Here is a 26,442-nt window from a genome sequence, read left to right as displayed (position 1 = left end):
TCTGCGAACCACCTCCGGAATACGCAGATGGATATTTTCCGTGTTTTACCCCCTTATTATCCACACCAGCCGCCATCTAATTTTCAATAACTAGGTTTGATTCCAATATCCCACAATTTATACTCACTCGTCACGGCAGGGTCATGCCAGACAGGCCCTGTCCACACAATGCTTTGTCCCTCCATCCCCTCTTCACAACCTGAAAATCAGATCTCCCTCTTCAATAATTACCAGTATTCCCCATTTATAAATATCCGTATCATACATTGTGGATATTTCGAGCCTGAAATGGCCATTTTATCCACATCCATATCCCAGACCACGCGGTCCACATCCACATCCCAGGCCATACGGAACACATCCACATCCCAGACCACGCAGACCACATAGAACACTTTCCAGACAATCTACGCCTCCGGAGAGCCACGGAAGATCAAAATAATCACACAATCTTCACTGTACTTCCCCATAGAACAGCGTTATAATCCGATTAATCATCAGGCTACGATCACTGCTGCCCGGTGAAGGGGGTGTCAGATTCCACAGGGGGTGTAAGAGAAAGGAAGGAATTATGACAAATCTTGAAGGTGCCCTGGAATATCTGAACGACTATTTTACATCAATGTACGAACGAGCAATGGAAGGACAAAAGCAACTATCCTTGTATCGTCATGAGTCTTTGATCTGTGAGGTCAGAGAAGATCAACGCTACTATCGGATCATCAATCCCAAGGAATACGGGGGAAAACCTCATTATTGCGGAAGCTTCCAGAAGAACTGGGAGGTACAGTATGTGGCTGCATGCCAATACTTCCACAAGGCTGCGGACAAAGCCTCCCAGTCCCTTTGCTCACTGGATACTTTTCGGAGGAACATTTCCGATATCGATCCCAATTTCTTCCCTGAGGAGCTTCCACAGGCCTACCAGCTTCAGCCACCCTTCGTGTACGACCAGATGGGCGTCATTGATATCAACACCTGGCAGAACAAGCCACGGAGATTCTCGGACAAGAACCCTGAAGGCAAGAAATACCGCTCCAGAGATGGCTGGCTGGTGCGCTCCAAATCAGAGGTGCTGTGTGCCGACGGGTATTCGGACGCAGGCATTCCCTATGTCTATGAAGCACTGCGGAAGGTGGCCGGAAGATGGATAGCGCCGGACTTTGAGTCTTTGTGCATCCGTAAATATATAGAGATCATCCATGAACACTGCGGGAGGATGGACGACCCGGACTACGTGATGGGCAGTTTTGTGCCGCGACTGTCGCTTTATTTGCAGGCGGGCTACACCATCGGAGTCGATCTGATCTTCACTTTTGAGACAAAGCAGACTCCGCTGACCCCACAGGCGGTGACGGATCTCCTCGCGCAGTATTTCTAAGCGCCCTTTCGATCACTCTGTTATTGTAACTCCTTCCATATTATGTTACAATGTCCATAATTATGCGAGGAGTTTCCCATGCCCAAGTTTAGTGTAAAAAAGCCTTATTTCATACTGGTCGCCGTGCTGGCACTCATCGTCCTTGGCATCACAGGATTTACCCGGATGACCACGGATTTTTTGCCTGATATGGAGCTCCCTTATATGGTGATCATGACGCCGGATCCGGGAGCCTCTCCTCAAAAGGCAGAGACCGAGATCACTGATCCCATGGAGGATGCGGTGTCCACCATCAGCGGCATCAAGAACGTGTCCAGTCTGTCAGCAAACAACATGAGCCAGGTGATGCTGGAATTTGAACACGGCACAGATATGGATGGAGCCATGGTGAAGGTCACTTCGGCGGTCAACCAGCTGGAGCTGCCGGAGAATGCCGGCAAGCCCATCATCATGGAGATCTCCATGGACATGATGCCTGTGACCTACCTGAGCGTTGACAAGAAAGGCTATGACAGCGTCAAACTCACGAAGTACGTGGAGGACTCAGTCATCCCAACGCTGAAACGGCAGGATGGTGTGGCCAGCGTCCAGAGCGCCGGCATGATCAAGGAACAGCTTCAGATCAAGTTGAACCAACACAAGGTAGATCAAGTCAACCAGCGGATCCATGACAAGGTGGCTGCGGAGTTCGACGACGCCCAGGCGGATCTGGACGAGGCAAGCAGCAAGCTGGACAAGGCCGAGAAGAAACTCAAGAAGAGCAAGAAGAAGCTCAAGAAACAACAAAAGAAGACGAGCAAGCGGATGGCCACGTACACCAAGCTCATGAACCAGGCTTTGTCTACCCAGTCAGCGTATCAGAGCCAACTGGATTCGATAAAGGCCTATCAGGGTGCTTTGAACGCGGAGCTGGGCCTCTATCAGAAAATCGGCCTTACGAACGATCGTACCAAGGCCATCCAGGAGGAACTAAACAACCTGAAGACCGAACAGGCTGCCGCAGAGCAGGCTCTGAACATGGTCAATAACCAGGTCTCACAGGCTACAGAGAACTACAGCAAGGTTGAGGAAGGCAAACTCAGCGCAGCCGCCGCCTTCGGCAGCGGAAATGCGCAGATGGCCCAGGCGGAGAGCAGTCTGAAGAGCAGCCGACAGGAGATCAAGGATGGCTACAAATCCCTGGAGAAAAGCCGCAAGAAGGCACTGAAGGCCGCCAACGCCAATCAACTCCTTTCCCTGGACACCCTGTCCGGGATTCTTAGCGCGCAGAATTTCTCCATGCCGGCAGGATCGATCGGCAAGGGTAGCAACGAATACCTGTTGCGCATCGACAATAACCTCTCCTCTCAGAATGAGCTGGAAAGCCTGGTCCTCACCCATATCGATAAGGTGGGGGATATTCATGTGTACGACGTAGCCGACGTAAAGATCGCCAACAACGCTGGAGAGACCTACGCCAAGGTCAACGGCCAGGACGCTGTGATCCTGTCAGTCTTCAAGACCAGTTCTGCCGGCACTGCTTCAGTCTCCCAGTCCGTGGAAGCGGCTTTGCGTGACATGCACCAGAAGGACAAGAGCTTGCGGTTTCTTACGTTGATGGATCAGGGAGACTACATCGACCTGGTGACTACTTCCGTATTCAAGAACCTTCTTTATGGGGCGATTCTGGCCATTATCGTGCTGTTCCTCTTCTTGAGAGATATACGGCCAACAGCGGTGGTGGCATTGTCCATTCCGCTGTCCGTCATTGCCTCTTTGCTGATCATGTATTTCGCAGGCATCACTCTCAACGTCCTGTCTCTGTCGGGGCTGGCGCTGGGCATCGGCATGCTTGTCGACAATTCCATTGTGGTGATGGAGAATATATACCGTATGCGCAACCGGGGAGAATCAGCAGCCCGGGCTGCTGTCGCAGGGGCCAATCAGGTGGCAGGTGCCATCGCCGCCTCCACCCTGACCACCATTTGCGTCTTTCTCCCCATCCTGTTCACCGATGGTCTGAGCAGGGATCTTCTGGAGGACATGTGCTTCACCATCAGCCTCAGCCTTCTGGCCAGCCTGGTGATCGCCCTGACCGTCGTCCCTGCCCTCTCCTCTACCCTGATGCGGGGCAGCCAGGAGAAGGATCACCGGTTCCTCAACAAGCTCCAGGAGAAATACGCAGGTGCCCTGTCCTTCTGCCTGAAACGGAAATGGCTTCCACTATTGGTGGCTGTGGTGTTGCTTGTGCTTTGTGCGGGCAAAGTATTCACCACCGGCATCGTGCTCATGCCTTCCATCGGCAGCGACCAGATGTCCATGTCCTTTACCGCGGACAAGGAGAGCACCGACGAGGAGAACTACAAGCTCATGGATGAGCTCTCCCGCGAGGTGCGCGCCATCGATGGGGTAAAGACAGTAGGTGCTGTCCAGACAGCCAACCTGGGCATGGGCGAGACAGACAACGCCAATTACACCGCCTTAATCCTCCTGAAGGAAGAGGCCGCTCACCGCAATTCTGAGATTGCCGGAAAGATACGCAAGATCATGGAGAAGGCGGGATGCGAGGATTTCCAGGTGGCGGAGAGCAACATGGATACCTCCTCTGTCATGAGTCAGGGCCTGTCTGTGGACATTACCGGCGATGACGAGAACAAGCTCCTCGCGCTGAGTAAGGATGTGATGGCCATTGTCGAGAAGGAAAATGGATTCCGCAAGGTGGAGAACGGCCAGGAGGCCGCCTCAAGGGAACTGGTACTCCACATAGACGAGGACGCGGCCATGCGCTGTGGTCTCACGGTTGCGCAGATCTATCAGGCTCTGAGCACAAAGCTTACCGAGGATAAGACTGCAACCACCATCTCCCTGAAGGACAACGACATGGACGTGGTGCTGAAAGACACCCGCCAGCCTCTCACCCGAAAGAACCTTCTGGATTTCAAGATCGAGGCCCAGAAAACCAAGGCGGACGGCACCACTACCACAAAGAAATACAGACTTGGAAAGTTTGCGGACTTTACAGAGAGGGACAGCCTTGCCTCCATTTCCCACCATAACGGTTCCAAGAGAATCACGGTGACAGCAGAGACAGTGGAAGGCTACAACACCACTCTCCTCTCCCGCAAACTACAGAAAAAAATAGATGCAATGGACGTCCCCGAGGGGTATAATATAAGCATAGGCGGAGAGACGGAAGACGTATCCAAGATGGTCCGTGACATGCTCCTGATGATGCTGGTGGCCGTGATCCTGATCTACCTGATCATGGTGGCGCAGTTCGCTGGCTTCCTGGCCCCTTTCATCATCATGTTCACCATCCCGCTGGCTTTCACCGGCGGATTCCTGGCCCTGATGATCGCCGGGATGGAACTCTCCATGGTATCCATGATGGGATTCCTGATGTTGTCCGGTGTCATCGTCAACAACGGCATCGTTTTCATCGACTACGTCAACCAGCTCCGGCGCGCTGGCATGGAAAAGCGCGCCGCCCTGATTCAGGCCGGACAGAACAGAATGCGTCCGATCCTGATGACCGCCTTCACCACGGTTTTGTCCATGTCTGCCATCGCTCTCAGCCGAGATCCCGGTGCGGAGATGAGTCAGGGAATGGCCGTGGTCGTCATCGGCGGACTGCTCTACGCAACGTTTATGACGCTCTTCATTGTACCGATCCTCTACGACCTGCTCTTCCGCAGGAAGGAACTGAAGGTTGTGGATCTTGGAGACGAGAGCACCCTGTAGAAGACTACACCACACTACTATCACCACATGGTGTACAGAATGTATTTAGGAGGAACCGAAATGGCAATCAAGAAATCCGCGGAAGATTATCTGGAGACCATGCTGATCCTGAAGGAGCAGAAGGGCTACATCCGCTCTATCGATATCGCCGAGCACCTGGGCGTAACCAAACCCAGTGTTTCCTACGCCACCAAGCACCTGCGGGAAAGCGGACATATCACCATGGAGCGCGATGGCATGATCACCCTGACACCGACCGGCATGTCCGTCGCCGCCAAGATTTACGAACGACACAGGATTTTCTCCGATCTACTGGTCTACTTAGGCGTTAACCCTGATACAGCCATGAAAGACGCCTGCGAGATCGAGCACGATGTCAGCGACGAGACCTTCGATCGGATCCGCGAGACCTGGCAGCGAGTATGCCAGAAATAAGTGTGCCAAAAGTGTGTCAAAAGGGACGGTTCTTTTTGACACATTACTGAGGAATTGACTATGAATGAAAGAACAAGCAGAACACTGAAAGACTTCCCCGCCGTCATCCTGGCCTCTCAATCCCCCCGACGCCTGGACATCCTGCGCGCTCACGGTGTAGAACCACGGATCCTTCCGGCGGACATCGATGAGACCATTCCCACCGGAATGGATCCCCGAGAAGTGCCCATGTTCCTTGCGCTAAAGAAGGCTTTGTATATCGAGACAGAACACCCGGAGCTCTCCGGCAGCCTGATCATCGCCTCAGACACCATCGTCTACAAGGACAAAATCCTTGGAAAGCCTGCGAACCAGGCGGAGGCCTACGCCATGATTGATGCTATCCGAGGCACCACGCATCAGGTCATTACCGGCGTAGCGCTTATAGAGGCGGGCAACGAGAACAAGCGAGTCTTTCGGGATATTACAGAAGTATACTGCAACGATGTAAGCCACGAGGAGATCCTGGCCTACGTATCCACCGATGAACCCTACGACAAAGCCGGTGGTTACGCCATCCAGGGCACTTTCGGCGAGTACATCGACCACATCGAGGGCGACTACGAGAACGTGGTGGGTCTGCCCTACGAACATATGGTAAAAGAAATCGAGAGGCTGTGACAGCCTCTCTTTTTTGTCATTTTATGACCAAACTCTAACCCTACGTACGGCTTTTTGGGAAAACAAGCGATTCTAGCGATTCCCGAGGTCCCATAGTACCCCATAAAAAGTCAAAAAAAGTGTCTGCACTACCTGTTTTTTTGAACACTTCTTCTTGACTCGTACCCTGTGTCACCCTTCATACTGCAACCATAAACCATTGCAATTTCAACGAAAATGGAGGTTCCCCATGGGGTATGCTTTTCTCGGTCTGGCTATGATTGCCTGTGTGGCAGGATCTTCTCTCCTGACAGCCAGTGATGGAATGAAAAAAATCGGATATGGTATCGGTGGCGTACTTATATTTGCCATCAGTTATGTACTCCTTTCCCGTTCCATCCTGACTATCAACATCAGTATCGCCTATGCTATCTTCTGCGGGGTGGGCATCATCCTGTCCAGCCTGATCTCTTCGGTGGTATTTCATCAGAAGATGACCAAGATCGGCGTGTTCTGTATGTTTCTGATCCTGGCCGCCTGCGTCATCATCCACCTGTTCGGGTCTATGTAGTAGGGAAGGAGCAAAGAAAATGAAAAAACCAAAAGCAAAGATCCTGTTTCTGATCGCTGTATTGCTGGAACTTATCGGAAACTTCCTGATCAGTTACACCGAAGGGTTTACGGTACTTCTGCCCTCCGTGGTCTGTTTCCTGATCTACTCTCTCAGCGCGGTGTTCTTCGGCTTCTCGTTGAAGGAGATCAATCTGGGCATCGCCTATGCGGTCTGGTCTGGCGTGGGCATCGTCTTTCTGGCCATCGTTTCGGTGTTCTGGTTCCGCCTCCCCCTGACCATCCCTGATATCATCGGGCTTGTCATGATCACCATCGGCGTAGTGGGGATGGATCTCTTTGGTGCGGCGGAAGAATAAGTAAACAGAAGGAGACTATCATGATTGACAATGATCAACTGTATTCCATAGGACAGGCTGCTGAGATCTGTGATGTCTCCCGGCGTACCCTCCGGTTCTATGAGATCAAGGGATTGATCTCTCCTGACCACCTATCCGAAGGCGGCTACCGGTACTACACCATGGAGACCCTGCGGCGGGTTCGGGTCATCCGCTACTTCCTCGAGGAGGGGTTTTCGCTGGATCAGGCCGGCAAGCTGCTGAACACCAACGATTTGGATGATTACGAGGAGGTCTTTCGGGACCAGATCCAAAAGACTCTGGCTGAGATCGACTTCTACCGCAATCGTCTGGAAAGTCTGAAGGGCTGGTATGGATTGCTTTGTGAAGGAAAACGTGTACGCCTGCTAGGGCAGGACAACTTCACCCTAAAACACATTCCCACCCGGAACTACATGTTCCTGGAAGATTATCTGGATGTAGACGATCCTTACGCACAGGCCAATCTGGAGACAAAGCATTATACCATGGCCAAGCAGAATGGACACGCCATGATCGACGTTGGCGGCTCCTATATCCTATACAACCGCGACCTCCTCAGCCGAGTCGATATGCGCACCACAGCGGTCACCCTGCTCCAGGAATATTATCCAGCCCCTTCACAGACTGAAAGTAAGAACATCCGAAAGATTCCTGGCTTCCTGGCGGTCTCCGCCTACCACATCGGAGAGCTGCTTCGTATCCCGGAAACCTATCGTCGCGCAGTAAAGTGGGCCGAATCCCACCAGCTGCCGCTGCGTGGGGACTGTTACGAGCGATATGTCATCGATATCTACACCTCTGATGACCCCACGGAGTATATCACAGAGATCCTCCTGCCCCTGGATGCCGATCCTGATCCCTTCAATTATCTGGAAGAGCAGGCAAAGAACGATCATTGAGAAGCGCTCTACACCGCGGGGCGCACCTATTGAAAGAGGCTGCCACTTCATTCTGGGCAGCCTCTTTTTTCGAGGTGTGTCAAAAAGAACCGTCCCCTTTGACACACTCTAATGCAGTTCCGATACCGATGTCCGCCACCACTACCTGTCCCATGTGATCAGCGATCATTGGATACTGGTTGGCGTGGACAGGCTTGCGAGCGTGGAAGGAGATGGTAAAGTCTGCGTACACCGCTTTCTCAGGGCGTACCTCCCCCTCCTCGTCGCCAGAGAGTCCGCTGGGAATGTCGATGGCGTAGATCATTCTGTCATCCCGGTGAGCGATCATGTAGTCGATGGCTGCAGCGGCGTTCCCCCTCGGCGTTCCATGAAACCCGGTGCCGAAGATGGCGTCGATGAGAAGGTCATCTTCCTTCATGTCGCACAAAGCCTTCTCCAGATCAGCCGCTGCCTGCTCCGGCGCACTCTCATAGAGACGGATGATCTCGATCCGATCCCGGATCAGCTCGTAGTTGGTGATGGCATCCGGCGTCGTCGGTTCCCCGGATGTCAGGACGATCCGCACCTGATCTCCGTGCTCCAGGATCTTACGGGCGATGACGAATCCGTCCCCTGCATTGTTTCCCTTGCCACAGAAGACACAGGCTTTGTGAAGAAAATGCTCCTGCTCCGCCATGATGATGTCATAGGCTGTACTACCGGCATTCTCCATCATCTGATAGTAGCTGAGACCTGCCTCGTCCGCGCGTTGTTCCAGTTCCTTCATTTCTGCGCATGTTACTATTGGTTTTCTGTGCATCATGTCTTTCAACCACCCTCCCATTGATAATTACCTTTATTATAGCACAGAATGGCAGGATCACTCCAGCCCTTTCAGCGCCTCTCCCATGGGGATCCTGCGGATCCGTCTCATGAGAATACGGGAGACCAGGAAGTAGCAGCCCAGCCCCACGCCCAGCATGATCAGGTAGCCACGAGGCGCTACATAATAGGAGAGCCAGCCGTTGTATCCCCGCATCATCACGAAGTAGATCTTCTTGACAACAACCGTGGAAAGCACCATGCAGACCAGCACGGACAACACCACCACAATGCCGGTTGCCCTGCTGTAGAGACGGCTGATCTCTTTGTCTTTGTAGCCCAGAATCTTCACCATGGAGATGGCATAGGCGTTGCGATCGATGGCGATCTTGGACAGCAGGAAGATGAGGAGCATGTACAGGATTACTGCAAATCCTGCAAACAGCGGAAAGATCACTCCCATGGAATCATCCAGTTGCTTGGAAACCACCGACATCTCCTTCTCCGTGATCACTGAGGAGATCTGTTCTTCTTTCAGTTTTCGGATGGGCCTATCCGCGAAATAACCACAGAAATACCCCTTGTCGTTATCAAAAGTATCATTAAACTCATCGATATACATGAACACACATAGGGTAGCCGGATAGTCATAAACACCCCCCACCGTGAATCGGTACTTATGTGATCCGAACTTCTCGTGCATGGTCAACTTGTCCCCAGGGCGGACACCATACTTCTCTGCATATGCGCTGGATACAAGCACCTCCTTCGGTGCCAGATCTCCAGTAAAATACTCCGAACCATGGATGATCCCATAGACAGTAATATCCTCATCGTTGTCGTTCTTGACGGTATCCACCGCGTATTTTTCCCCGTCCTTCCAGGAGATAAAGGCTGGTTCCTTCAGGATATACTGGTAGTTGGCGAACTTGCTCTTTGTCACCTCTCCCTGGAAGTGATCTAACAGAGGACTGAACATAGTCCCAAAGAACAGCAGCACAGACGCCAGAAAGATTCCCAGGAACATGGTGATATAGGCGGACTTGTTCTGCAGGATGATCCGTGCACGGAACCTGGTGGCAAAAGGCCATCTCTCCGGCAACCTGATCGCTCCGCGGCCTCCCGTGCTCCCCAGTTCGCCTCGGAGGAACTGCAGAGGAGTATATCTGAGCGCCCTGCCGATGACCACGAGCTCCACCACCAGGATGAGCACTGCCGGAATGATGGTGGTGCTCACCAGGGCCGGCCCGTTGAAGATGGTCTCGTAAGGCGGCAGTCCATAGCTGTGGTAGTAAGCCAAAACGATATAATCCTTCATGAAGGTATAACCGATGATGTTCCCGATTACAGATGCGATCGCCACCATCAACATCGGCAGCGTGATGAAGTGCCGCAGCAGTTCTCCTCGGGTATATCCGGAGGCGCGGAGGGTCCCGATGACCTTGGATTCCTGCTCGATGGTGCTCCTGGTGCTGATGGCGAATACAAAGGCAATGATCACCAGTACGATATAGAGCAGGGTCTGCATCATCACCATGTCCCCGCCCATATCGTCCCCGGAGAAGGTGATGGCCTGGTTATCCGGTCGAGCCAGGACCTGCTTCACTTCTACCTTCCGTTGATCGTCCAGCAGATCTGCGATATCCTCTCCCTTGTCCTTCTGCGCTTTATCGGACAAGGTCTGATCGTTGTTTCGCCAGGCATAGCAGTACTTGATCCCACCCTTCCCCATGGCCTTCCAGGCTTCTTCTGTGACCACGGCCACGGTGAAGTCATTGGCATCGAACATGAAATCGGTGGTGGTTCTGAAGAGACAACTGTAGTCGGAAAAGGCGGCGGTGCCAGTGACGGTGTAGGCACGGCCGCCTACGTCCATGGTGGCACCGACCTTGACGTGGTTGTTCTCAGCGTAGAGGCGGTCGATGACGATCTCGTCATGGGCCGCCGGCATGCGTCCTTCCATGATGGCAAGAAGGTTCATGGTCTGGCGAGGCTTGTAGACCCGGACGTCATCTCCTTTGGTGAGGCCGGCCTTGCTGACTTTGTCCTTGTAGAACTGCTCCTGCAGGACCACGTGTTCCCCGCGGACCTTGTCCAACACCTTTGCTGGTGCCGGGTCATCCAGAATAAAATGGCCATTCTCGATCTTGTATTTCTGGAAACTATCCTCGTAGGCTTTCACCATGCTCCCATCGGCAACCATGTACCCGGCTACCAGCCCGATCATGAAGATCAGAAAAAGGGCCAGCACGGTGTACTTGGCTTTGTCCTTGCGGAGCTCTCTTGGAAGTCGTTTCAACAGCGGATTTCTCATGTCTCCACCTACCAATCCAGATCCTCGGCAGGTCGCCGAACGTCATTGTGAACGATGCTCCGGATGCCGCCGTCGTGCAGCCGTATCACCTGATGTGCCATGTCCTTGATGGCGTCGTTGTGGGTCACCAGGACGATGGTGTTCTGGTAGGTCTCGTTGACGTGCTCGATGAGCTTTAGGATCTCTTTGGAGGTGTTGTAGTCCAGCGCCCCCGTTGGCTCATCGCAAAGGATCACATCCGGATTCTTGATCAACGCCCGTCCTATGGATGTCCGTTGCTGTTGTCCACCGGAAAGCTGGCTGGGCAGCTTGTGGGCGTGCTCGTGTAATCCAAGTGTATCGATCATCGCCTCCAATTGAAGCGGATCGTCGCTGAGGTAAGCGCCCACCTCGATATTCTCCCGCACGGTCAGGTTGGGAATCAGGTTGTAAGATTGGAACACGTATCCCAGGTGTCGTCTGCGATAGGCGGACAAAGCCTTCTCCCCCATATGCTCGATCCGGTCTCCGTTGATGATCACAGAACCGCTGTCCGCAGTTTCTATCCCGCCGATGATGTTCAGCAAGGTGGACTTGCCGGACCCCGACGGCCCCAGCAGCACGCAGATCTCCCCCTTCTCGATGTCACAGCTGATGCCCTTCAGCACCTCCACCCGGTTATCGCCGGATCCGAAGGACTTCTTTATATTCTCCAGTCTTAAATACATAGTCGCCTCCATAGTTAGATATTACTAACTACAATTATATATCTCTTACGGATGATTCGCAAGTATTTCAGGAGGTTTTTGGTGATATTTGGAGTGCTGGTTCTCTAAATCAACCTGTCACATACTATTCTGTTGAACAAAAGAAATTCATTTCCGTCAAAAAAAAATCTCCCGCATTTTGACGGAATTCAAAGCGGGCAATTAGTTGATCCAGGCCGCAAACACGTCTGATTCCATGAGTCACTGCCCAATGGAAGGGTCCAAGGGCGTCACCAGACGCCTGGTTTTCCTTGCAAGGATTCATTTTGAGCGATCCCAAGGAATATTTTACCATTATATGGTAGATAACGGAAACCCGATTCCGTTATTATTTCGATATACCAAAACTGACGGAAAACAACCCGGCAACCCTCCGATTTTGAAATCCAATGGCTGGAAAGCAGGTACACGAGACAGCTGTGGGATCCGAAGCAGCCCTCTGACCAGCCAGCAAAAAATCTACAACCGGCTCCCGATCCCGTATCCCCACAGGAAGACTGCTTTCAGTGACAGGGCGAGCAGAAGCAACAGACCGTAACCGAACAGGATCCCCGTCATAAACCGTCTCACGTTATTGCTCTCGTAGGCGGTCTTCTGCTGCCTTGATCCATCCACGAGCAGCGGCGCCAGGCACAAAGCCAGGCACCACAGGGGCGGATGCCAAAACCAGCCGGTGATCGCAGCCATCAGCCACCCTGCCAGCATGCCCTCGCACCGAGCGCATACCGGATGCCGGATCCCGTGTGTATGAAAAGACCGGTCGTCCCGGCAATGACAGCCGCAGACCACCGGTAATATTCTGTAGAGATGATTGAGCGCCCTGTATCTGAGCATACCCAACTACATTTGGGCTATGCCCGCACCAACGCCAATGACAATGGTGATGATATAGATCACCGCACTGATGATCACGGAGACCAGAGCACCCTTTCCAGCAGATTTCGCTGTTCTGGGTTTGGTGTCCTTCCACACCAGGAAGAGGATCAGCCCCACCAGAGGAATACAGAATCCTAACAACGCCCAGCCGAATCCACCGTTGTCCACTACGTTCTGCTGATACTGATTCTGATACGGATTTTGATATGGATTTCCGTTCTGGTTCTGATACTGGCTGTCTACATACTGCACCTGCTGCGGCCGCGGGGCTTCTTCTCCCTCAAAGGGGTTCCCCTGAGCCTGCCTTGGCTCTGCCCGGAAGGGGTCCTGCTGTTGCGGCTGGCTCTTCACTACATCCTGTGGCGCTCCACAGACGGGGCAGAATGCTGCCTGATCATCGATCTGTGCACCGCATTTTTTACAAATCGCCATAATAACTCCTTTCATGATATCGAATATTCTGCCCATATCATATCATATTTGTTACTTCTTCGCAATCCGTGAGATCATCAGACAACTGGATTCCTTCAAATCCCATCCTATCTCACATCGACATCTGCATCAGGGATTTCTCCAACATCGCCCGGTATTCTGAGCGCACGTGCTCCGGTCCGTAGATACAGATCCGTCCACGGAACTGGAAAACCCAGGCGAAGAATGTCTGGCTGACGTTGACTGTCACCTTTGCGCGGAAAATGGCTTTGTCCACCACCCAGGTTTCGACCTCTTCGCCGAACTGGTCGATCACCGACTTCATCATGTCATTCTCGCACTGCAGGGTCACCTCCTGCTTCTCGCCGAAGAACATGTTCACAGATTCCTGCCCATAAGCATCTACATCGAAGTCGGCAGGCTTTGGCACCGCCGTTTCTTCCTTGATGCCTAAGGCATTCACCCTGTCCACCCGGTATACGTTGATTTCTTCGCGGCTGTCGCTGTAACCGATCATGTAATAGTGATTGTCATCCCAAAGCAGGGCGTAAGGGCTCACGGAATAGAAAGCTCCATCATGTCGCAGCAGCTTCTGCTTGGCTGGGGTGTAGTCGATATACTGGAAGGACACTTTCTTCTCCTCGTTGATGGCATCGGTGATGAGATCCACGATGTAGTAGATGTTCTCGTTGCCGGGCTTCAGTCGATCCGGGGTGTAGATCTGGCGCACCAGCTTTGAGCCCTGCCGGCGGCTGGCCATCGCCGAGAGTTTCCTGACCAGATCCTCGCTCTTGGCCCTGGTGACAAAGCGGGATGAGCTCACCGCATCGATCAGCAGTTTCAACTCCGGCAATTCAAACTCCCTGCTACGCATATAGAAGGCATGGTAATAACTCCTGATGGTCTCGATGTCAAACCCCTCCTCCTCCAGAAGCTGGATGTCTGCCTGGATCCTCCGCCGGTTAGAAGGTGTATTCTCCCCACAGATCGTCTCCGCCAGTTCCGATGTCTTCGCCGGGTTCTCCTCGTCCGTGTACTCATACAGGTAGCGGAGCAGGCGCAAGAGACGTTTCTTGTTCCTGACTGCCGTATTTGATTCTGTCATAACCATTCCCCCTCACTCTCACCTCGTTTCACCATGCTAGAACTTGATTTTGAAGTCCTTCATTTCGATCTCATAGTCATCGCTGTACGCTTCCAGGATCAGTTTCGCCTCCTTCTCCGGATCCAGCGGCTTGAAGCAGATGATTCCGTCCGCAGATGCTCCCGCCGCCACTTCATCGATGGATGGATAATCCGCTTCCCAGTTATCTTCCGGTTCATATTGCTTGCCGTTCTGGACCAGCTTGGCACTTCCGGTATAGATGCTGACTTTGTCCTTGGACTTGTTCTTGACGGTCACATAGAGCCGTGTCTCTGACTCCGCGTACTCAACCTTCTTGAGGGTCACCTTCACGCCATGCTGCTTCTTGGATTTGTCCACTTCCTTTTCCTGCAGCGTGGGTGCTGCCACATCTTGATAGGTGGACTTTTCTATGCTTTCCGCTTTGATCTGAGGTGTGTGCACCTCTCCTCCGAAGGCATTCTCCCCATCGAAGACACCCTCGATGTACCCATCGACGATGACGTAATCATCGACTTTGAAATCTTCCTTCGTGTCCATATATGCCAGAAAATCCTCCTCAGAGTTCGCGGTGTCATGCCAGGCCTGTACAGACATCGTATCGCCTTCTCGATCGATGTTGAAAACCTTGCCGCCAATCCGAATGTATTTCCCTTTATAGGCATCCGGATCCTTCAGAACCTTGGCGATCTCATCGTCTTTTACGTATTCCTTCTCTGCTGGCTCTCCAGTGTCGCTGCTGCTCCCGCAGGCGGCGAATGCTGTGATCATGCACAGGCACAAAGCCATCACAGCCACCTTTCTCATGATTTCCCAACTCATCTTTCTCGATTTCATTTCATCCTCCTACTCCATGACACAGTTTCAACTTATCCCCCGGGGCAAACCTTTTTCTGAAATCATGGTACCCCCTGTCCTCAGAAACTGTCAACAGGCAACAGAGGCCACACAAAAGCATGTGTCCGCATTCAGACACATGCTCAAAAAAACACTTGTGATTTGTGGACAGATATCAGTATTTTCGAACATACATTCCCCCAAAACAGAGGCTGCATCTTGCATCAATGCTACGATAAGGGATTCGTTTGTTCCTCCCATTCTAGCTTTGTTCTCCAACTTTCTTCGATGAATTCTGCATACATGCGACCGATCCGCACAACCTTCTCCGGAATCGGCTCGTGCCATGGGGTGTAGATGTCAGTGGTCTTATCCATTGCATCGCACGCACCGTGAAGATGTGCCTGGAATATGCGTTGGTGTTCCTCATCGTAAAAGAAGGTCACAAAGATGTCCTTATATAGGTTCTCCATTTCTATATAGACGCGGACACTGTTGTCATAAGACCGGAGCTCACTCAGTGCCATCTGGATCTCACAGTAATACCAGGACAACTTTTCCTTTGGAACCCCCAGATTATCGTAGATGTTTACGTTTCCATGCCAGAGATTCCATTCTATGTTCCGTAGCTCGGACACAACGTCCGCCAACAGTAGCAGTTTCTCTCGAACATTCGCTGTCTGAATATAGTCGATAACACACTGCTTGTTTTCGGCCCAGCTCAGATCTATGTCCGCTGACAACGTAGTAATCAGCTCACATGCGTCATGCCCGAATTCCCAGATAATATAATCCTCTGTCATATAAGGATCTTCCTCCATCAAATCATGAAGGACACCGGCAATCAGGAGATCCGAGTCCGCGCGCATGCTGATCAGTATCTGCAAGACTTCCAAGGGATGGGTGATATAAGGCATCTTTATTCCTTTTCGAAAACAGCGGCGGTAGCGATCTGTCACTAAGTGGATGGCTTTGTCCAGCATATCATTCTTCCAGAAAAGATCATCAATGTCTGGATCCAAAAGCTTGATTATCCGCCAGAGTATAGGTTTTCTTATCACAATTCTTATGCCGTGGGGATTGATTATGACCCCTTCTAGACCGGATATCTCCAGCACTTTCTCTATGATCGTTCCGATAGGAAGAGATTTCAGATCCCCAGGCGCTCCTTTCCAGCATTCCTCCTCATCAGTAAATAGCGGTACGTAATCATACCCCTCATGATCGGATATGGTGTTGATCTGAACGGATTCACTCTCTTCCAAGTCATTGAAAGAAACAATCAGATGTTTGAATGCGTTCATGTTATCTGTGATTTCCCGACAGACCGCTTCAAACGTTTCCTGGGTCTGTTGTTCGTAATCATCCAGAATCAAAGCCTTTAACTTCTCACCGTCTGCCAAAAATTCCTGACGGATATCGATAGATCTATCCTTCCAATTCACGTTGCTGTTTTCCATAGGCCTACCCTTCATTCAAATTTACCCTATATTCTGTCGAAGATGTCCCTTGCCGTAGCATGTATGTGGCGCTATAGGAACGGAGGATATCTGGCACTCGTTACCCCAAGCGCTCGTTCGGGTTGATGTCTTTTCTGCTGGGTCCGCATACAATAAAGGAGATAACACCAATGACTTCTGTCTTTAGTATACTGAACAATGTAATAACTCTCAATAATATGCATGTAATTACTTGCGAAGAAGAAACTGTTTTAGTCCACCGGACGTTCTCGCTTCACGCCGATGCCCTTTCGGCTTCGATTCCCCTTGTCGCTATATAGCAAAACAGACCCCATCGGGGCCTGTCTTGCTATGGAGCGGATGAAGGGAATTACGCGGATGCTCCGCATCCGCCGCCCTTCGCCTCCCTTCTCAGTCGGCTTGGGCCATCGGCTACTCGACCGTCCACCGGACGTTCTCGCTTCACGCCGATGCCCTTTCGGCTTCGATTCCCCTTGTCGCTATATAGCAAAACAGACCCCATCGGGGCCTGTCTTGCTATGGAGCGGATGAAGGGAATTACGCGGATGCTCCGCATCCGCCGCCCTTCGCCTCCCTTCTCAGTCGGCTTGGGCCATCGGCTACTCGACCGTCCACCGGACGTTCTCGCTTCACGCCGATGCCCTTTCGGCTTCGATTCCCCTTGTCGCTATATAGCAAAACAGACCCCATCGGGGCCTGTCTTGCTATGGAGCGGATGAAGGGAATCGAACCCTCAACCTAAGCTTGGGAAGCTCATATTTTACCACTAAACTACATCCGCATGGGTCGCCACCTGCGACGGCTTACCTAGGAAGCCTTCCAAATCAATGGTGCAGGGCGACTAATGGTATTATACCTCAATCAGGGCAAAACTTCAACCTGTATTTTCTACGAGTCCTCCAATTTCTCTGGCAGGCAGGCTCTAAATTGTTTCAAATGGTTTTGAATCCTGCAGTCGGATTCCGTCAAAAGACTGTTTGGCTTAGGATGACGGAATCTCCAGAATAATACGCAACCATCCTCGCAAGTACCCGCAACCGTCCACTCGACTGTGAGTAAACACGTTCAGGCATCTGTTACGACTTATCTGGCAGATGCCTGTGTCGCTTCCACTTCTGCCAGATAGCTTTCCAGATGCATCTTCTCGCCTTCGCAGTGAAAACTGAATCCGATATTATTACCGGACGAGGTGGTGTATCCACAGTCCTGGCGGCGGGTGATGTTAAATCCAGACGCCTTCATCTGTTCCAGGAAGAAGGGAAGGGAGAAGTTTCGCGGAGAACTCTCCGGGTATTCTGCAGCCAATTGTTTCATGGACTTTCGACCGTTCTCAAACCAGAAGTAGGTACCGATGCAACATCCCCCCGGTGCCATATACGGTGCCAGATGATGCATTAGAAAATCATCTGCATAGAATTGATGTTCATTGATCGCAAAGAAGTCCAGATTCAGGTCTACACAGCCTTTTCTCAGTGGATAGTCCTTGGAACTGTCTGCCAGATAGAGGATCGGCAAGTCGCAGCCCTCCCGTTCCAGAAGATCCTTGAACATCCGCAAGGTCTCCGGAAACTTGTCCACGACGATATAGAAACCCCGGGGACTCATATACTGATGGTGATTATGCAGAAAGAACCAGGCGTTGACATAGGTCTCCATCACGACCTTGCCGGCAAGATCAATATGCGCAAGCCCTTCTTTCATGAAGTTGTAGGCACGTTGAAACAGGGAGATCAGAGAGTCCGGCAGGTCACGGTACACCTTTCGCTCCACATCCGGAATATCCTGCTCGCCTCGATATCCATTCGGTGTCACGACAATCCCATCTTCGATGCTGGCAGCGTATCCACAATCGCAGGACAACTCCCCCTCAAAGATAAAAGACATGTCCATCTGTACATCGTGGATCTCGAGCAATTTGCCGCAGCAGGGACAACAAAGCAAACCCAGCATGGACAAAGGCAATCCGGTGCGTTGAACCGGGCGGCCTTCTTTACTGGCAAGGTTCTGGATCTTCGCATCCAGATCTCGCATAACCTTCTCGTAATGGCGGATCTTCTCCACGCATTCGGTGTGCTTTTTCTGATATATGGACAGCAACTCGCCCCGATCCTGTGGATTATCCAGACCGGAGATCCGGTGGAGAGACAGAATACGATGAATCTCTTTCAAGGAGTATTCCATATCCTTCAGGCTCTGGATCATTTCCAGATCTTCCAACGTTCCCGGATCAAAGTCATACTGACTCCCCGACCGCGGCGGAACCAGCAATCCGAAATTGATATAATAATACAGATTGTCTTTCGAGATCCCATAGCGGCGGGATACTTCACCGATCTTCATACAGATCACCCCCTGCCTCCATTATACAGAAAACATGGAGTATACTCAACATTTTGTTTCAAGTTCCTATATCAGGCTCTTGACATGTAGTCCTCCCCATATTCTATAATAATAACAACAATACTTTAGTGCAGTAGAGAGGAACTGTGATAATGAAATACATCAAGAAAGCGAAGGAACGTACTGCTGAAGATAATCGCAAGCTCCGTCAGATCGTATCCGATATCATCGACAACGTATGTGAGAATGGGGACGCGGCTCTCCACGAGTATAGCCGGCGTTTTGACGATTCCGACAGGGAGACCTTCCGCGTCAGCCATGAGGAGATCGAGGCCGCCTATGCCAGAATGACTGAGCAAGAGATCGCAGACCTGAAGGAGGCGAAGGCCAATATCGAGGCCTTTGCGAACGCACAGAAAGAGGCTTTGTCCCCTATCAAGGACTTTTGTCCCACACCGGGGATCCACCTGGGACACCGGATCATCCCCGTGTCATCCTGCTGTTGCTATGTGCCCGGAGGCAGCTATCCATTGTTCTCCACGGCACTGATGCTGATCACCCCGGCCAAGGTTGCCGGTGTCAATCGTGTCTGCGCCACAGCTCCTGTGGTCCACGGTACTGCCAGCATCCACTACAAGACTTTGGTGGCTATGGATCTGGCTGGTGCGGATGAGATCTACACCGTGGGTGGCGCTCAGGCCATTGCCGCATTCTCCTACGGAACGGAAGAGATCAAGCCGGTGGACATGATCGTTGGTCCGGGCAACCAGTTCGTGGCAGAGGCCAAGCGCCAGTGCTACGGACAGATCGGCATCGATTTCATCGCAGGCCCCAGCGAGGTCTTGGTGATCGCAGACGAGTGCGCATCCCCAGAAGTGCTGGCGGCAGATCTGCTAGCGCAGTGCGAGCACGACCCCAACGCCAAGGGATTCCTGCTGACCACCAGCGAAGAACTTGCAAAGTCTACCATCGCCGCAGTGGAGGCAGAACTTGAGACATTGGAGACGGCAGGCATCGCCCGCCAGTCCTGGGACGACTACGGTGAAGTGCTGGTGCTGGACGATCTGGCCGAGGCGGTCACCATCGCCAACGACCTGGCACCGGAGCACCTGGAGGTGAACGTGGCAGAGCCGGAGAAGATCCTGGAAGATCTGGTGAACTACGGGTCCCTGTTCCTGGGCGGAAACACGGCAGAAGTCTTCGGCGACTACGCTTCCGGAACCAACCACACTCTGCCGACGGTACGGGCTGCCCGCTATACCGGCGGAGTCTGGGCAGGCACCTTCCTGAAGGTCTGCACTTCCCAGTGGATGACCCCGGAAGCATCCCGCGGCATTGCGCCGCTAGTGAACCGCATGGCCAAAGGAGAAGGCCTGATGGGGCATGCTCTGGCTGCGGAGAAACGGATGTAATCGTGGGAAGAGAGAGAAAGGAGAGAATATGAACAAAGAAAATGGAGACCATCTGGTGCTGAAGAGATCTTTCGGCATGAGAGAGGCTGTTACGATTACGGTAGGTACCGTGATCGGCGTCGGATTGTTTACGACTGGCGCACAGATCGTGGGTCTGATGGGCTCTGCGGTGGTGCTGGCGACATTCATCGCCATGCTGATCAGCGTGTACCCTGCCAGACTTTATGGAGAAATGGGTGCGGCGCTGCCCTATGCCGGCGGCACCTATAAATATGCGCACCTGGGATTGGGCAAGGCCGCCGGGATGCTGGCAGGCTGGAACTTCATCGCCTCGCTCATTGCGGTGACCAGCGGCGAGGCCCTGGCATTCGCCTTCTATTTCAAAACCCTGTTCCGGGCTTTCGGTGTGGAACTTCCCATCAGCGACGTACTGCTGGCCATGATCCCCATCGTGATCTTCATCATCACCAATGTCCGTGGGACCGAGATGACCGGTAAACTTCAGAATGGTTTTATGTTCTTCTTCTGGGGGGTGGCCATCATCTGGTTCATCGCCATGATCCCAAACATCCAACTCCCCAGTTACGTGGTATTGCCGGAGAACATGCAGAACATGAGCGCATGGGGCTTCATCGGCTGCGTGGCCATGATCTGGTGGTGCTTCGCCGGGTTTGAGACCTGCTGTGCCATGGGCGAGGAGATCCGTTATCCACAGATCAACATCCCTCGTGCGCTGGCGCTGTCCCCGTTTATCGTGTTCGCGGTGAATGCTTTGTTCCAGTGGTTCCTGGTGGGGATCACACCGGTCGCAAATGTAGCGGACCTGGCCTCCGCGGATGCTCCGTTTGCTGACGCCATGCAGGCCGCAGGGATTCTGGGACTTCCCATGGCCCTCCTTGCGCTGGGGATCTCCCTGGGCGGTGATTTCTCGACACTGAACGCCAGCATCGCCGTCCCGCCACGTTATCTGTATGCAATGGCCAGAGAAGGTGCGATGCCTAAGTTTTTTGCGAAACTGCATCCGAAGTATCAGACCCCGTATGTTTCGATTCTGTTCCTGGGGATCCTGTCCCTGATCCTGGTGGCATACCCCATCAACTTCGTAGCATCGGTCAGCCTGTTTGCAGACTTGTTCTACTATATTATTGGAATCGCGGCTGCACTTGGACTGCGGAAGCGGCATCCGGAGCTTGACCGCCCCTACAAGGCACCGCTTATTGAGATCGGCGTACCGGTGAGCATCCTGATCTATTTCATTATGCTGACACAGCTGGATCGATACGCCATCGTTACGGGCGTGATCTGGTGCGTAGTCGGACTGGTGGTATTCTATATCTGCCAGAAGGTCTACGGCCCCGGCGAGGGAGAGAAACTGGACGATTATATCATGCAGGCAGAGACACCTTCTGCAGAGGAAGGTGCCCGCATGGATCGGGAATACAAACTATGGAAGAGGATCGTGGCCGCCGCCTGCGTGATCGCAGTGCTGTTGTATGCAGTCCCATTAATCGGCTAAATAGTAAGAGTCAGATAATAAGGCTGGTGCCCTAAGCGTGAGAATGCTAAGGGCATCAGCCTTTTTCAGAAAAGGTATTCTACAGTCCCAGTTTCTGGAACACTTCCACCACCTTGGCGGGTACCTTGCGGCACTTCTCCTCAGAGATGGACGCTACAGAGACACGCAGACCCTTGGCCAGCGGCACCAGGAAGATCCCATCTTTCTCCAGTTCTGCACTTGCAGCAGCCGGATCGCTGCAGGGAATGGCAACGAAGAAACCGCCATCATAGGGCAACATATCCATTCCGGCTTCTGCAGCGGCCTCCTCCAGGGCATGGGCCCGATCAAGCAGCAGCTTTCGGATCTCAGCGCGCTCCTCCGTGACACGCGCCAGCAGCGCGGGATCATCGAAGATGTTGGCCACAAGGCTTTGTCCGGCCTTGGGGGCGTTGGACCAGGCACCGCGGGCAGAGAACTCACAGACCCGGACGAACTCGTCGGCGATCTCCTCGTATGGAGCAAGGCAAATCAGCGCACCGCAACGCAGACCATACATCGTAAAGGTCTTGGACAGGCTGAAGGCGATGATGGGCAGCACGTTAGCCGGCAGTTCCTCCAGAATGGGCAGGAAGGACCGGTATTCCTCCTCGTCACCCGCAAAATCGATATAGGCGGTATCCACCACCAGCGCGATGCGTTTGGACGGATCCTGATCAGCCAGGATAGAGACCACGCCGTGCCAATCACTGTCCGTCAGGGAGTATCCTGTAGGATTCTGGGCCGGTGTGTTCAGGATGATCACCAAACGATCCTGCACCTTAAGCAGTGACTGTACCTTGTCCCGGAATGCCTCTAGGTTGAAGGTCCGCTGTTCATTGTACAGCGCAAAGGTATCCAGCCCTCTGCTCATCTCTGCAGCTACCGTCTTATATGGCCCCCAGAACCAGTCCGTGGTGAGAATCTTGTCGCCAGGGCAGGAATAGTTGGCCACCACGCAGTGCAGGGCACCGGTGCCTCCCGGCGTTGCCACGGCGCGCACCTGTGTGCGAGGCACAAAATTCCTGCCAAAAGCTGCCTTGATGACGGCAGAGCGGTATTTGGGAGTGCCTCCGATGGGTGCATACTGGGCATACTCCACCGGTTCCAGACCTGTAAACGCCTCATCCACAGAAGAGAGGACTGCCAGTTCTCCCTCGTCATCCAGCAATGCGCCGATGGTGGCATTGATTACCTTATCCGCGCCTACTTCATCGATCATCGCGTTTGCTCTGCGGCTGATCCCGAAAATGGTATCCTCCTTGGGGATCACCCTGCCATTTTCTGCGGCCATAACATACTCAGACATAATTTACTTACCTCCTATCTATCGACGACGTAATCGAAGGAAGTTGATAGCCTTCCCGCGACCTGCGAATTTATCTTCGTATTCTGTGGTGACGATCTCTTCCTCGGGTACTGTCCCATGTAGATCCCGGGTCACAAAGCATTCCTCATAGCAGTCTGGTATCTGTGTCAGCGTGTACTCGAACAGGCCATCATTGTCAGTCTTGAATTCCAGCACACCGCCGGGTGCCAGTACTTCCGCATAAGAGAGCATCCTCGCCCGGGTGGTGAGCCGCCGCTTCTCATGTCGGACCTTCGGCCACGGATCGCTGAAGTTCAGGTAGATCCCATTCAGTTCTCCTGCATCAAAGATGTCCGCCAAATCGTTGATATACTGCAGGAGAAAGAGCACATTGTGACCGGAAGCCTCGACCTTCTCCAGAGCATGGTAGGCAACACTCAGATTCCCCTCCACCGCCACAAAACCGGTTTCCGGGTACCGTCCAGCCAGGCTGTCGATAAACTTCCCCTTGCCGCAGCCGATCTCCAGGCAGATCCGCTCTGTCCCCAATCTGCTCCGCCATCGGCCCTTCCAGGCATCCGGGCTATCCACAACATGGGCAGATAACGCCGCCAGTTTCTCATCCAGATTCTTGATTTTTCTCTGTCTCATAACTCTATAACCAGATCCGCATGGCGATCAGTGCCGCCAGAAACAGGATCATCAGCACAATGGAAATATAATCGCTGCGTTTCATACGCATGCCGTTCATCCGAGTGCGTCCCTTCCCTCCCCGGTAACACCTTGCTTCCATAGCCATAGCCAGATCCGAGGCGATACGGAAAGCACTGACGAACAGCGGCACCAGGATGGGGATCAGCGACCTCGCGCGGGCGATAATATTGCCGCTCTCAAAATCCGCGCCTCTGGCTTGTTGGGCTTTCATGATCTTATCGGTCTCCTCCAGAAGAGTGGGGATGAACCTGAGTGCAATGGACATCATCATGGCGATCTCGTGATTGGGAAGTCCAATCAGAGCAAGCGGCGAAAGCAGCCGCTCAATCCCGTCCGTCAGGCTGATGGGGGTGGTAGTCAGCGTCAGCAGGGAGGCACCGATGATCAGCAAGATCAGCCGGATAGCCATGAACGCTGCTGTGTATACCCCCGCATCTGTAACCTTCAGTGGTCCGATGGTAAACAGGATCCGCCCGTCCACCATGAATATATTCAGGACGAACGTGAACAGCAGGATCAGGATGATGGGTTTCAGGCCCCGCATGATAAACCTCAAGGGGACTCTGGAAATTGCCACCACGATCCCCAGCGCGACTGCGCATACCAGGAATCCGGAAAAGTCCTTCACTATAAACAGCTCGATGATGTAGAGCACCGCCGCTATTATTTTAACACGTGGATCCAGCTTGTGGATCGGCGAATTCTCCGGGTAGTACTGCCCTAGGGTAATATCTCTGATCATCTGCCAGCTCCTCGTAAATAGTCGTAGATCGCCTGTTCTCCTTCCCGAAGAGACAGAACATCCAGTGAAACCTCCGCACCGTTCTCCCGAAGCCGGTACATCAGCTCGGTGATGGGTGGCACATCCAGGCTGATCTCTGCAAGTCGGTTTCTCTGCCTGAACACACCTCGCGGAGTATCCGCCATGACCAGTTTGCCCCGATCCATCACCAGCACCTTGTCAGCCAGAGCCGCTACATCCGCCATGTTGTGTGACACAAAGATAATGATGTTGTGCTCAAACTGATGTACGTCCTGGATCATCTTCATGATCTCCCTGTGTGAACCAGGATCCAGTCCTGCCGTAGGTTCGTCCAGGATCAGGACCTGAGGTTTCATGGCGATGACTCCTGCGATAGCCACCCGGCGCTTCTGCCCTCCGGACAGCTCAAAGGGAGATCGATCCTTCAGATGCTCGTAATCCAAGCCCACCAGCTCCAGTGCATCTCTGACCCTTTGCTGGATCTCGTCCTCCCGTAGCCCCAGATTCCGAGGCCCGAAAGCCACGTCTTTGGCCACTGTTTCTTCAAATAACTGGTATTCCGGGTACTGAAACACCAGACCTACCCGCTTGCGAATGTCCCGCATAGCTACGCCTGGTTTGGTAATATCGGTTCCCCCAACAATGATCTGGCCCTCGCTGGGTTTCAGCAGACCGTTTAGGTGCTGGAGCAGCGTGGATTTCCCGGAGCCGGTGTGTCCGACGACACCCACCACTTCACCATCGTAGATCTCAAAGTTGATGTTGTCCAGCGCCACGGTTTCCGTGGAGAGCCCCCTATTATATATATGTGATAGATTTCTAACCTGTATCGACATGTAAATCTCTCTTGCAAAATGTACAAAGCCTATGATGCGAGTTACCGTTCCCCGGTAACAAAGGCTATCATATCCTCGACAGTTACCACATCCTCAGGGATACGGATGCCCCTTCTTCGCAGGTTCACTGCCAGTTCTACCGACATGGGCAGTTCCAGGTTCACCGACCGGATCAGGTCGTGCTCTCGGAACACCTCCGCCGGCGTACCATCCAACAGGATCTCCCCGTTGTTCATGATGATCACCCTGTCAGCCTGGACGGCCTCATCCATGAAGTGGGTGATGAGAATCACGGTAACGCCCTCCTGGTTGAGCTGGTGAATGATCTTCATGATATCCCGTCGTCCCCGCGGATCCAGCATGGCCGTCGGCTCATCAAACACGATGCACCTGGGCCGCATGGCCACTACTCCGGCAATAGCTACGCGCTGCTTCTGTCCGCCGGAAAGCATGTGAGGCGATTTCCTCTTGAAATCCCCCATGCGCACTGCGTCCAGCGCCTCGTCCACTCGCTCCCTGATCAAAGTGGGATCCACTCCCAGATTCTCCGGCCCGAAAGCAACGTCATCCTCCACGATCGAAGACACCAGCTGGTTATCCGGGTTCTGGAACACCATGCCAGCAGCCTGCCGCACATCCCAGATGTGTTCATCGTCTGCGGTGTCCCAGCCATCCACATAAACAACACCCTCGGAAGGTACAAAAAGTCCGTTCAGGTTCTTGGCCAGCGTGGACTTTCCAGATCCATTCTGTCCAATGATGGCTGTAAAACTGCCTTCCTCTACACAAAAGCTTACGCCCTTGATGGCATGTACCGGTTCTGCCTGCTGGTCCTCTCCCTCGCGGATATAGTCGTATTTCAGATTCTCTACCTGGATAATTTTCTTCATAACTAAACTA

General features: G+C 52.8%; 25 protein-coding genes and 1 tRNA gene. 9 read left to right on the top strand and 17 right to left on the bottom strand.

Going from position 1 to position 26,442, the window contains the following annotated elements; genetic code table 11:
• Positions 1-571 precede the first annotated feature (571 nt).
• From P156_RS12965 to P156_RS0109700, 7 genes are all read left to right on the top strand, one after another.
• Positions 572-1,381 carry a hypothetical protein gene (locus P156_RS12965; protein ID WP_027869946.1) on the top strand — a complete coding sequence of 270 codons (810 nt, stop codon included), beginning with the start codon at positions 572-574 and terminating at the stop codon, positions 1,379-1,381.
• 78 nt (positions 1,382-1,459) lie between these two features.
• Positions 1,460-5,101 (top strand): efflux RND transporter permease subunit, encoded by a 3,642-nt coding sequence (locus tag P156_RS0109725; protein ID WP_027869945.1) that lies wholly within the window; start codon positions 1,460-1,462, stop codon positions 5,099-5,101.
• Positions 5,102-5,161: 60 nt separating this feature from the next.
• Positions 5,162-5,536 carry a metal-dependent transcriptional regulator gene (locus P156_RS0109720; protein ID WP_027869944.1) on the top strand — a complete coding sequence of 125 codons (375 nt, stop codon included), beginning with the start codon at positions 5,162-5,164 and terminating at the stop codon, positions 5,534-5,536.
• Between the two features lie 60 nt (positions 5,537-5,596).
• Complete coding sequence (locus P156_RS0109715; RefSeq protein WP_051600889.1) at positions 5,597-6,196, top strand: nucleoside triphosphate pyrophosphatase; 600 nt, start codon at positions 5,597-5,599, stop codon at positions 6,194-6,196.
• A gap of 229 nt (positions 6,197-6,425) precedes the next feature.
• Positions 6,426-6,746, top strand: a complete 321-nt coding sequence (locus P156_RS0109710; protein WP_034802510.1) for a multidrug efflux SMR transporter — start codon at positions 6,426-6,428, stop codon at positions 6,744-6,746.
• Between the two features lie 19 nt (positions 6,747-6,765).
• On the top strand, positions 6,766-7,104 hold the full coding sequence (locus P156_RS0109705; RefSeq protein WP_027869941.1) for a multidrug efflux SMR transporter: 339 nt from the start codon (positions 6,766-6,768) through the stop codon (positions 7,102-7,104).
• Positions 7,105-7,124: 20 nt separating this feature from the next.
• Positions 7,125-8,024 (top strand): MerR family transcriptional regulator, encoded by a 900-nt coding sequence (locus P156_RS0109700; protein WP_027869940.1) that lies wholly within the window; start codon positions 7,125-7,127, stop codon positions 8,022-8,024.
• 79 nt (positions 8,025-8,103) lie between these two features.
• Here P156_RS0109700 and P156_RS12360 read toward each other — a convergent pair whose 3' ends face one another.
• The 12 genes from P156_RS12360 to P156_RS0109645 form a co-directional block, all read right to left on the bottom strand.
• Entirely contained in the window at positions 8,104-8,823 is a 720-nt protein-coding gene (locus tag P156_RS12360) for an NAD(P)H-hydrate epimerase (protein WP_255344223.1), read from the bottom strand.
• Positions 8,824-8,883: 60 nt separating this feature from the next.
• Positions 8,884-11,139 (bottom strand): ABC transporter permease, encoded by a 2,256-nt coding sequence (locus P156_RS0109690; RefSeq protein ID WP_027869939.1) that lies wholly within the window; start codon positions 11,137-11,139, stop codon positions 8,884-8,886.
• 8 nt (positions 11,140-11,147) lie between these two features.
• On the bottom strand, positions 11,148-11,846 hold the full coding sequence (locus P156_RS0109685) for an ABC transporter ATP-binding protein (RefSeq protein WP_027869938.1): 699 nt from the start codon (positions 11,844-11,846) through the stop codon (positions 11,148-11,150).
• Between the two features lie 498 nt (positions 11,847-12,344).
• Positions 12,345-12,719 carry a DUF2085 domain-containing protein gene (locus P156_RS0109680; protein WP_027869937.1) on the bottom strand — a complete coding sequence of 125 codons (375 nt, stop codon included), beginning with the start codon at positions 12,717-12,719 and terminating at the stop codon, positions 12,345-12,347.
• Positions 12,720-12,725: 6 nt separating this feature from the next.
• Positions 12,726-13,193 (bottom strand): zinc-ribbon domain-containing protein, encoded by a 468-nt coding sequence (locus P156_RS13190; RefSeq protein ID WP_027869936.1) that lies wholly within the window; start codon positions 13,191-13,193, stop codon positions 12,726-12,728.
• A gap of 112 nt (positions 13,194-13,305) precedes the next feature.
• Positions 13,306-14,298 (bottom strand): YafY family protein, encoded by a 993-nt coding sequence (locus P156_RS12350; RefSeq protein WP_034802506.1) that lies wholly within the window; start codon positions 14,296-14,298, stop codon positions 13,306-13,308.
• A gap of 36 nt (positions 14,299-14,334) precedes the next feature.
• The gene (locus P156_RS0109665) at positions 14,335-15,153 is read right to left on the bottom strand and encodes a hypothetical protein (protein ID WP_027869935.1); all 819 of its coding nucleotides are present in this window, start codon (positions 15,151-15,153) and stop codon (positions 14,335-14,337) included.
• Positions 15,154-15,383: 230 nt separating this feature from the next.
• Positions 15,384-16,613: an HD domain-containing protein gene (locus tag P156_RS0109660; RefSeq protein WP_027869934.1), complete on the bottom strand. Its 1,230-nt coding sequence runs from the start codon at positions 16,611-16,613 to the stop codon at positions 15,384-15,386.
• A 370-nt stretch (positions 16,614-16,983) separates the two neighbouring features.
• Positions 16,984-17,136 (bottom strand): hypothetical protein, encoded by a 153-nt coding sequence (locus tag P156_RS13405; RefSeq protein WP_185752200.1) that lies wholly within the window; start codon positions 17,134-17,136, stop codon positions 16,984-16,986.
• Positions 17,137-17,171: 35 nt separating this feature from the next.
• Complete coding sequence (locus P156_RS13400; protein WP_185752200.1) at positions 17,172-17,324, bottom strand: hypothetical protein; 153 nt, start codon at positions 17,322-17,324, stop codon at positions 17,172-17,174.
• 17 nt (positions 17,325-17,341) lie between these two features.
• Positions 17,342-17,415, bottom strand: a tRNA-Gly gene (locus P156_RS0109650).
• Between the two features lie 302 nt (positions 17,416-17,717).
• Positions 17,718-18,974: a MerR family transcriptional regulator gene (locus tag P156_RS0109645; RefSeq protein WP_185752199.1), complete on the bottom strand. Its 1,257-nt coding sequence runs from the start codon at positions 18,972-18,974 to the stop codon at positions 17,718-17,720.
• A gap of 152 nt (positions 18,975-19,126) precedes the next feature.
• Here P156_RS0109645 and hisD point away from each other — a divergent pair, with 152 nt between their 5' ends.
• Positions 19,127-20,386 carry a histidinol dehydrogenase gene (gene hisD / locus P156_RS0109640; protein ID WP_027869932.1) on the top strand — a complete coding sequence of 420 codons (1,260 nt, stop codon included), beginning with the start codon at positions 19,127-19,129 and terminating at the stop codon, positions 20,384-20,386.
• 28 nt (positions 20,387-20,414) lie between these two features.
• Positions 20,415-21,902: an APC family permease gene (locus tag P156_RS0109635; protein WP_027869931.1), complete on the top strand. Its 1,488-nt coding sequence runs from the start codon at positions 20,415-20,417 to the stop codon at positions 21,900-21,902.
• A 79-nt stretch (positions 21,903-21,981) separates the two neighbouring features.
• On the opposite strand, the gene P156_RS0109630 is transcribed toward P156_RS0109635, so the two are convergent.
• The 5 genes from P156_RS0109630 to P156_RS0109610 are packed head-to-tail and all read right to left on the bottom strand — an operon-like array spanning position 21,982 to position 26,432.
• The gene (locus P156_RS0109630; RefSeq protein ID WP_027869930.1) at positions 21,982-23,229 is read right to left on the bottom strand and encodes a pyridoxal phosphate-dependent aminotransferase; all 1,248 of its coding nucleotides are present in this window, start codon (positions 23,227-23,229) and stop codon (positions 21,982-21,984) included.
• A gap of 18 nt (positions 23,230-23,247) precedes the next feature.
• Entirely contained in the window at positions 23,248-23,880 is a 633-nt protein-coding gene (trmB, locus tag P156_RS0109625; RefSeq protein ID WP_027869929.1) for a tRNA (guanosine(46)-N7)-methyltransferase TrmB, read from the bottom strand.
• 4 nt (positions 23,881-23,884) lie between these two features.
• The gene (locus tag P156_RS0109620; protein WP_027869928.1) at positions 23,885-24,685 is read right to left on the bottom strand and encodes an energy-coupling factor transporter transmembrane protein EcfT; all 801 of its coding nucleotides are present in this window, start codon (positions 24,683-24,685) and stop codon (positions 23,885-23,887) included.
• Positions 24,682-25,542, bottom strand: a complete 861-nt coding sequence (locus P156_RS0109615) for an energy-coupling factor transporter ATPase (protein WP_027869927.1) — start codon at positions 25,540-25,542, stop codon at positions 24,682-24,684. The genes P156_RS0109620 and P156_RS0109615 overlap by 4 nt, the downstream gene beginning before the upstream one ends.
• Before the next feature lie 41 nt (positions 25,543-25,583).
• Positions 25,584-26,432 (bottom strand): energy-coupling factor transporter ATPase, encoded by an 849-nt coding sequence (locus P156_RS0109610; RefSeq protein WP_027869926.1) that lies wholly within the window; start codon positions 26,430-26,432, stop codon positions 25,584-25,586.
• Positions 26,433-26,442 lie beyond the last annotated feature (10 nt).

It is taken from the genome of Eubacterium sp. AB3007 (genome assembly GCF_000688015.1).
Classification (GTDB): domain Bacteria; phylum Bacillota; class Clostridia; order Peptostreptococcales; family Anaerovoracaceae; genus Aminicella.
This window is presented reverse-complemented; position numbering and strand designations above follow the sequence as displayed.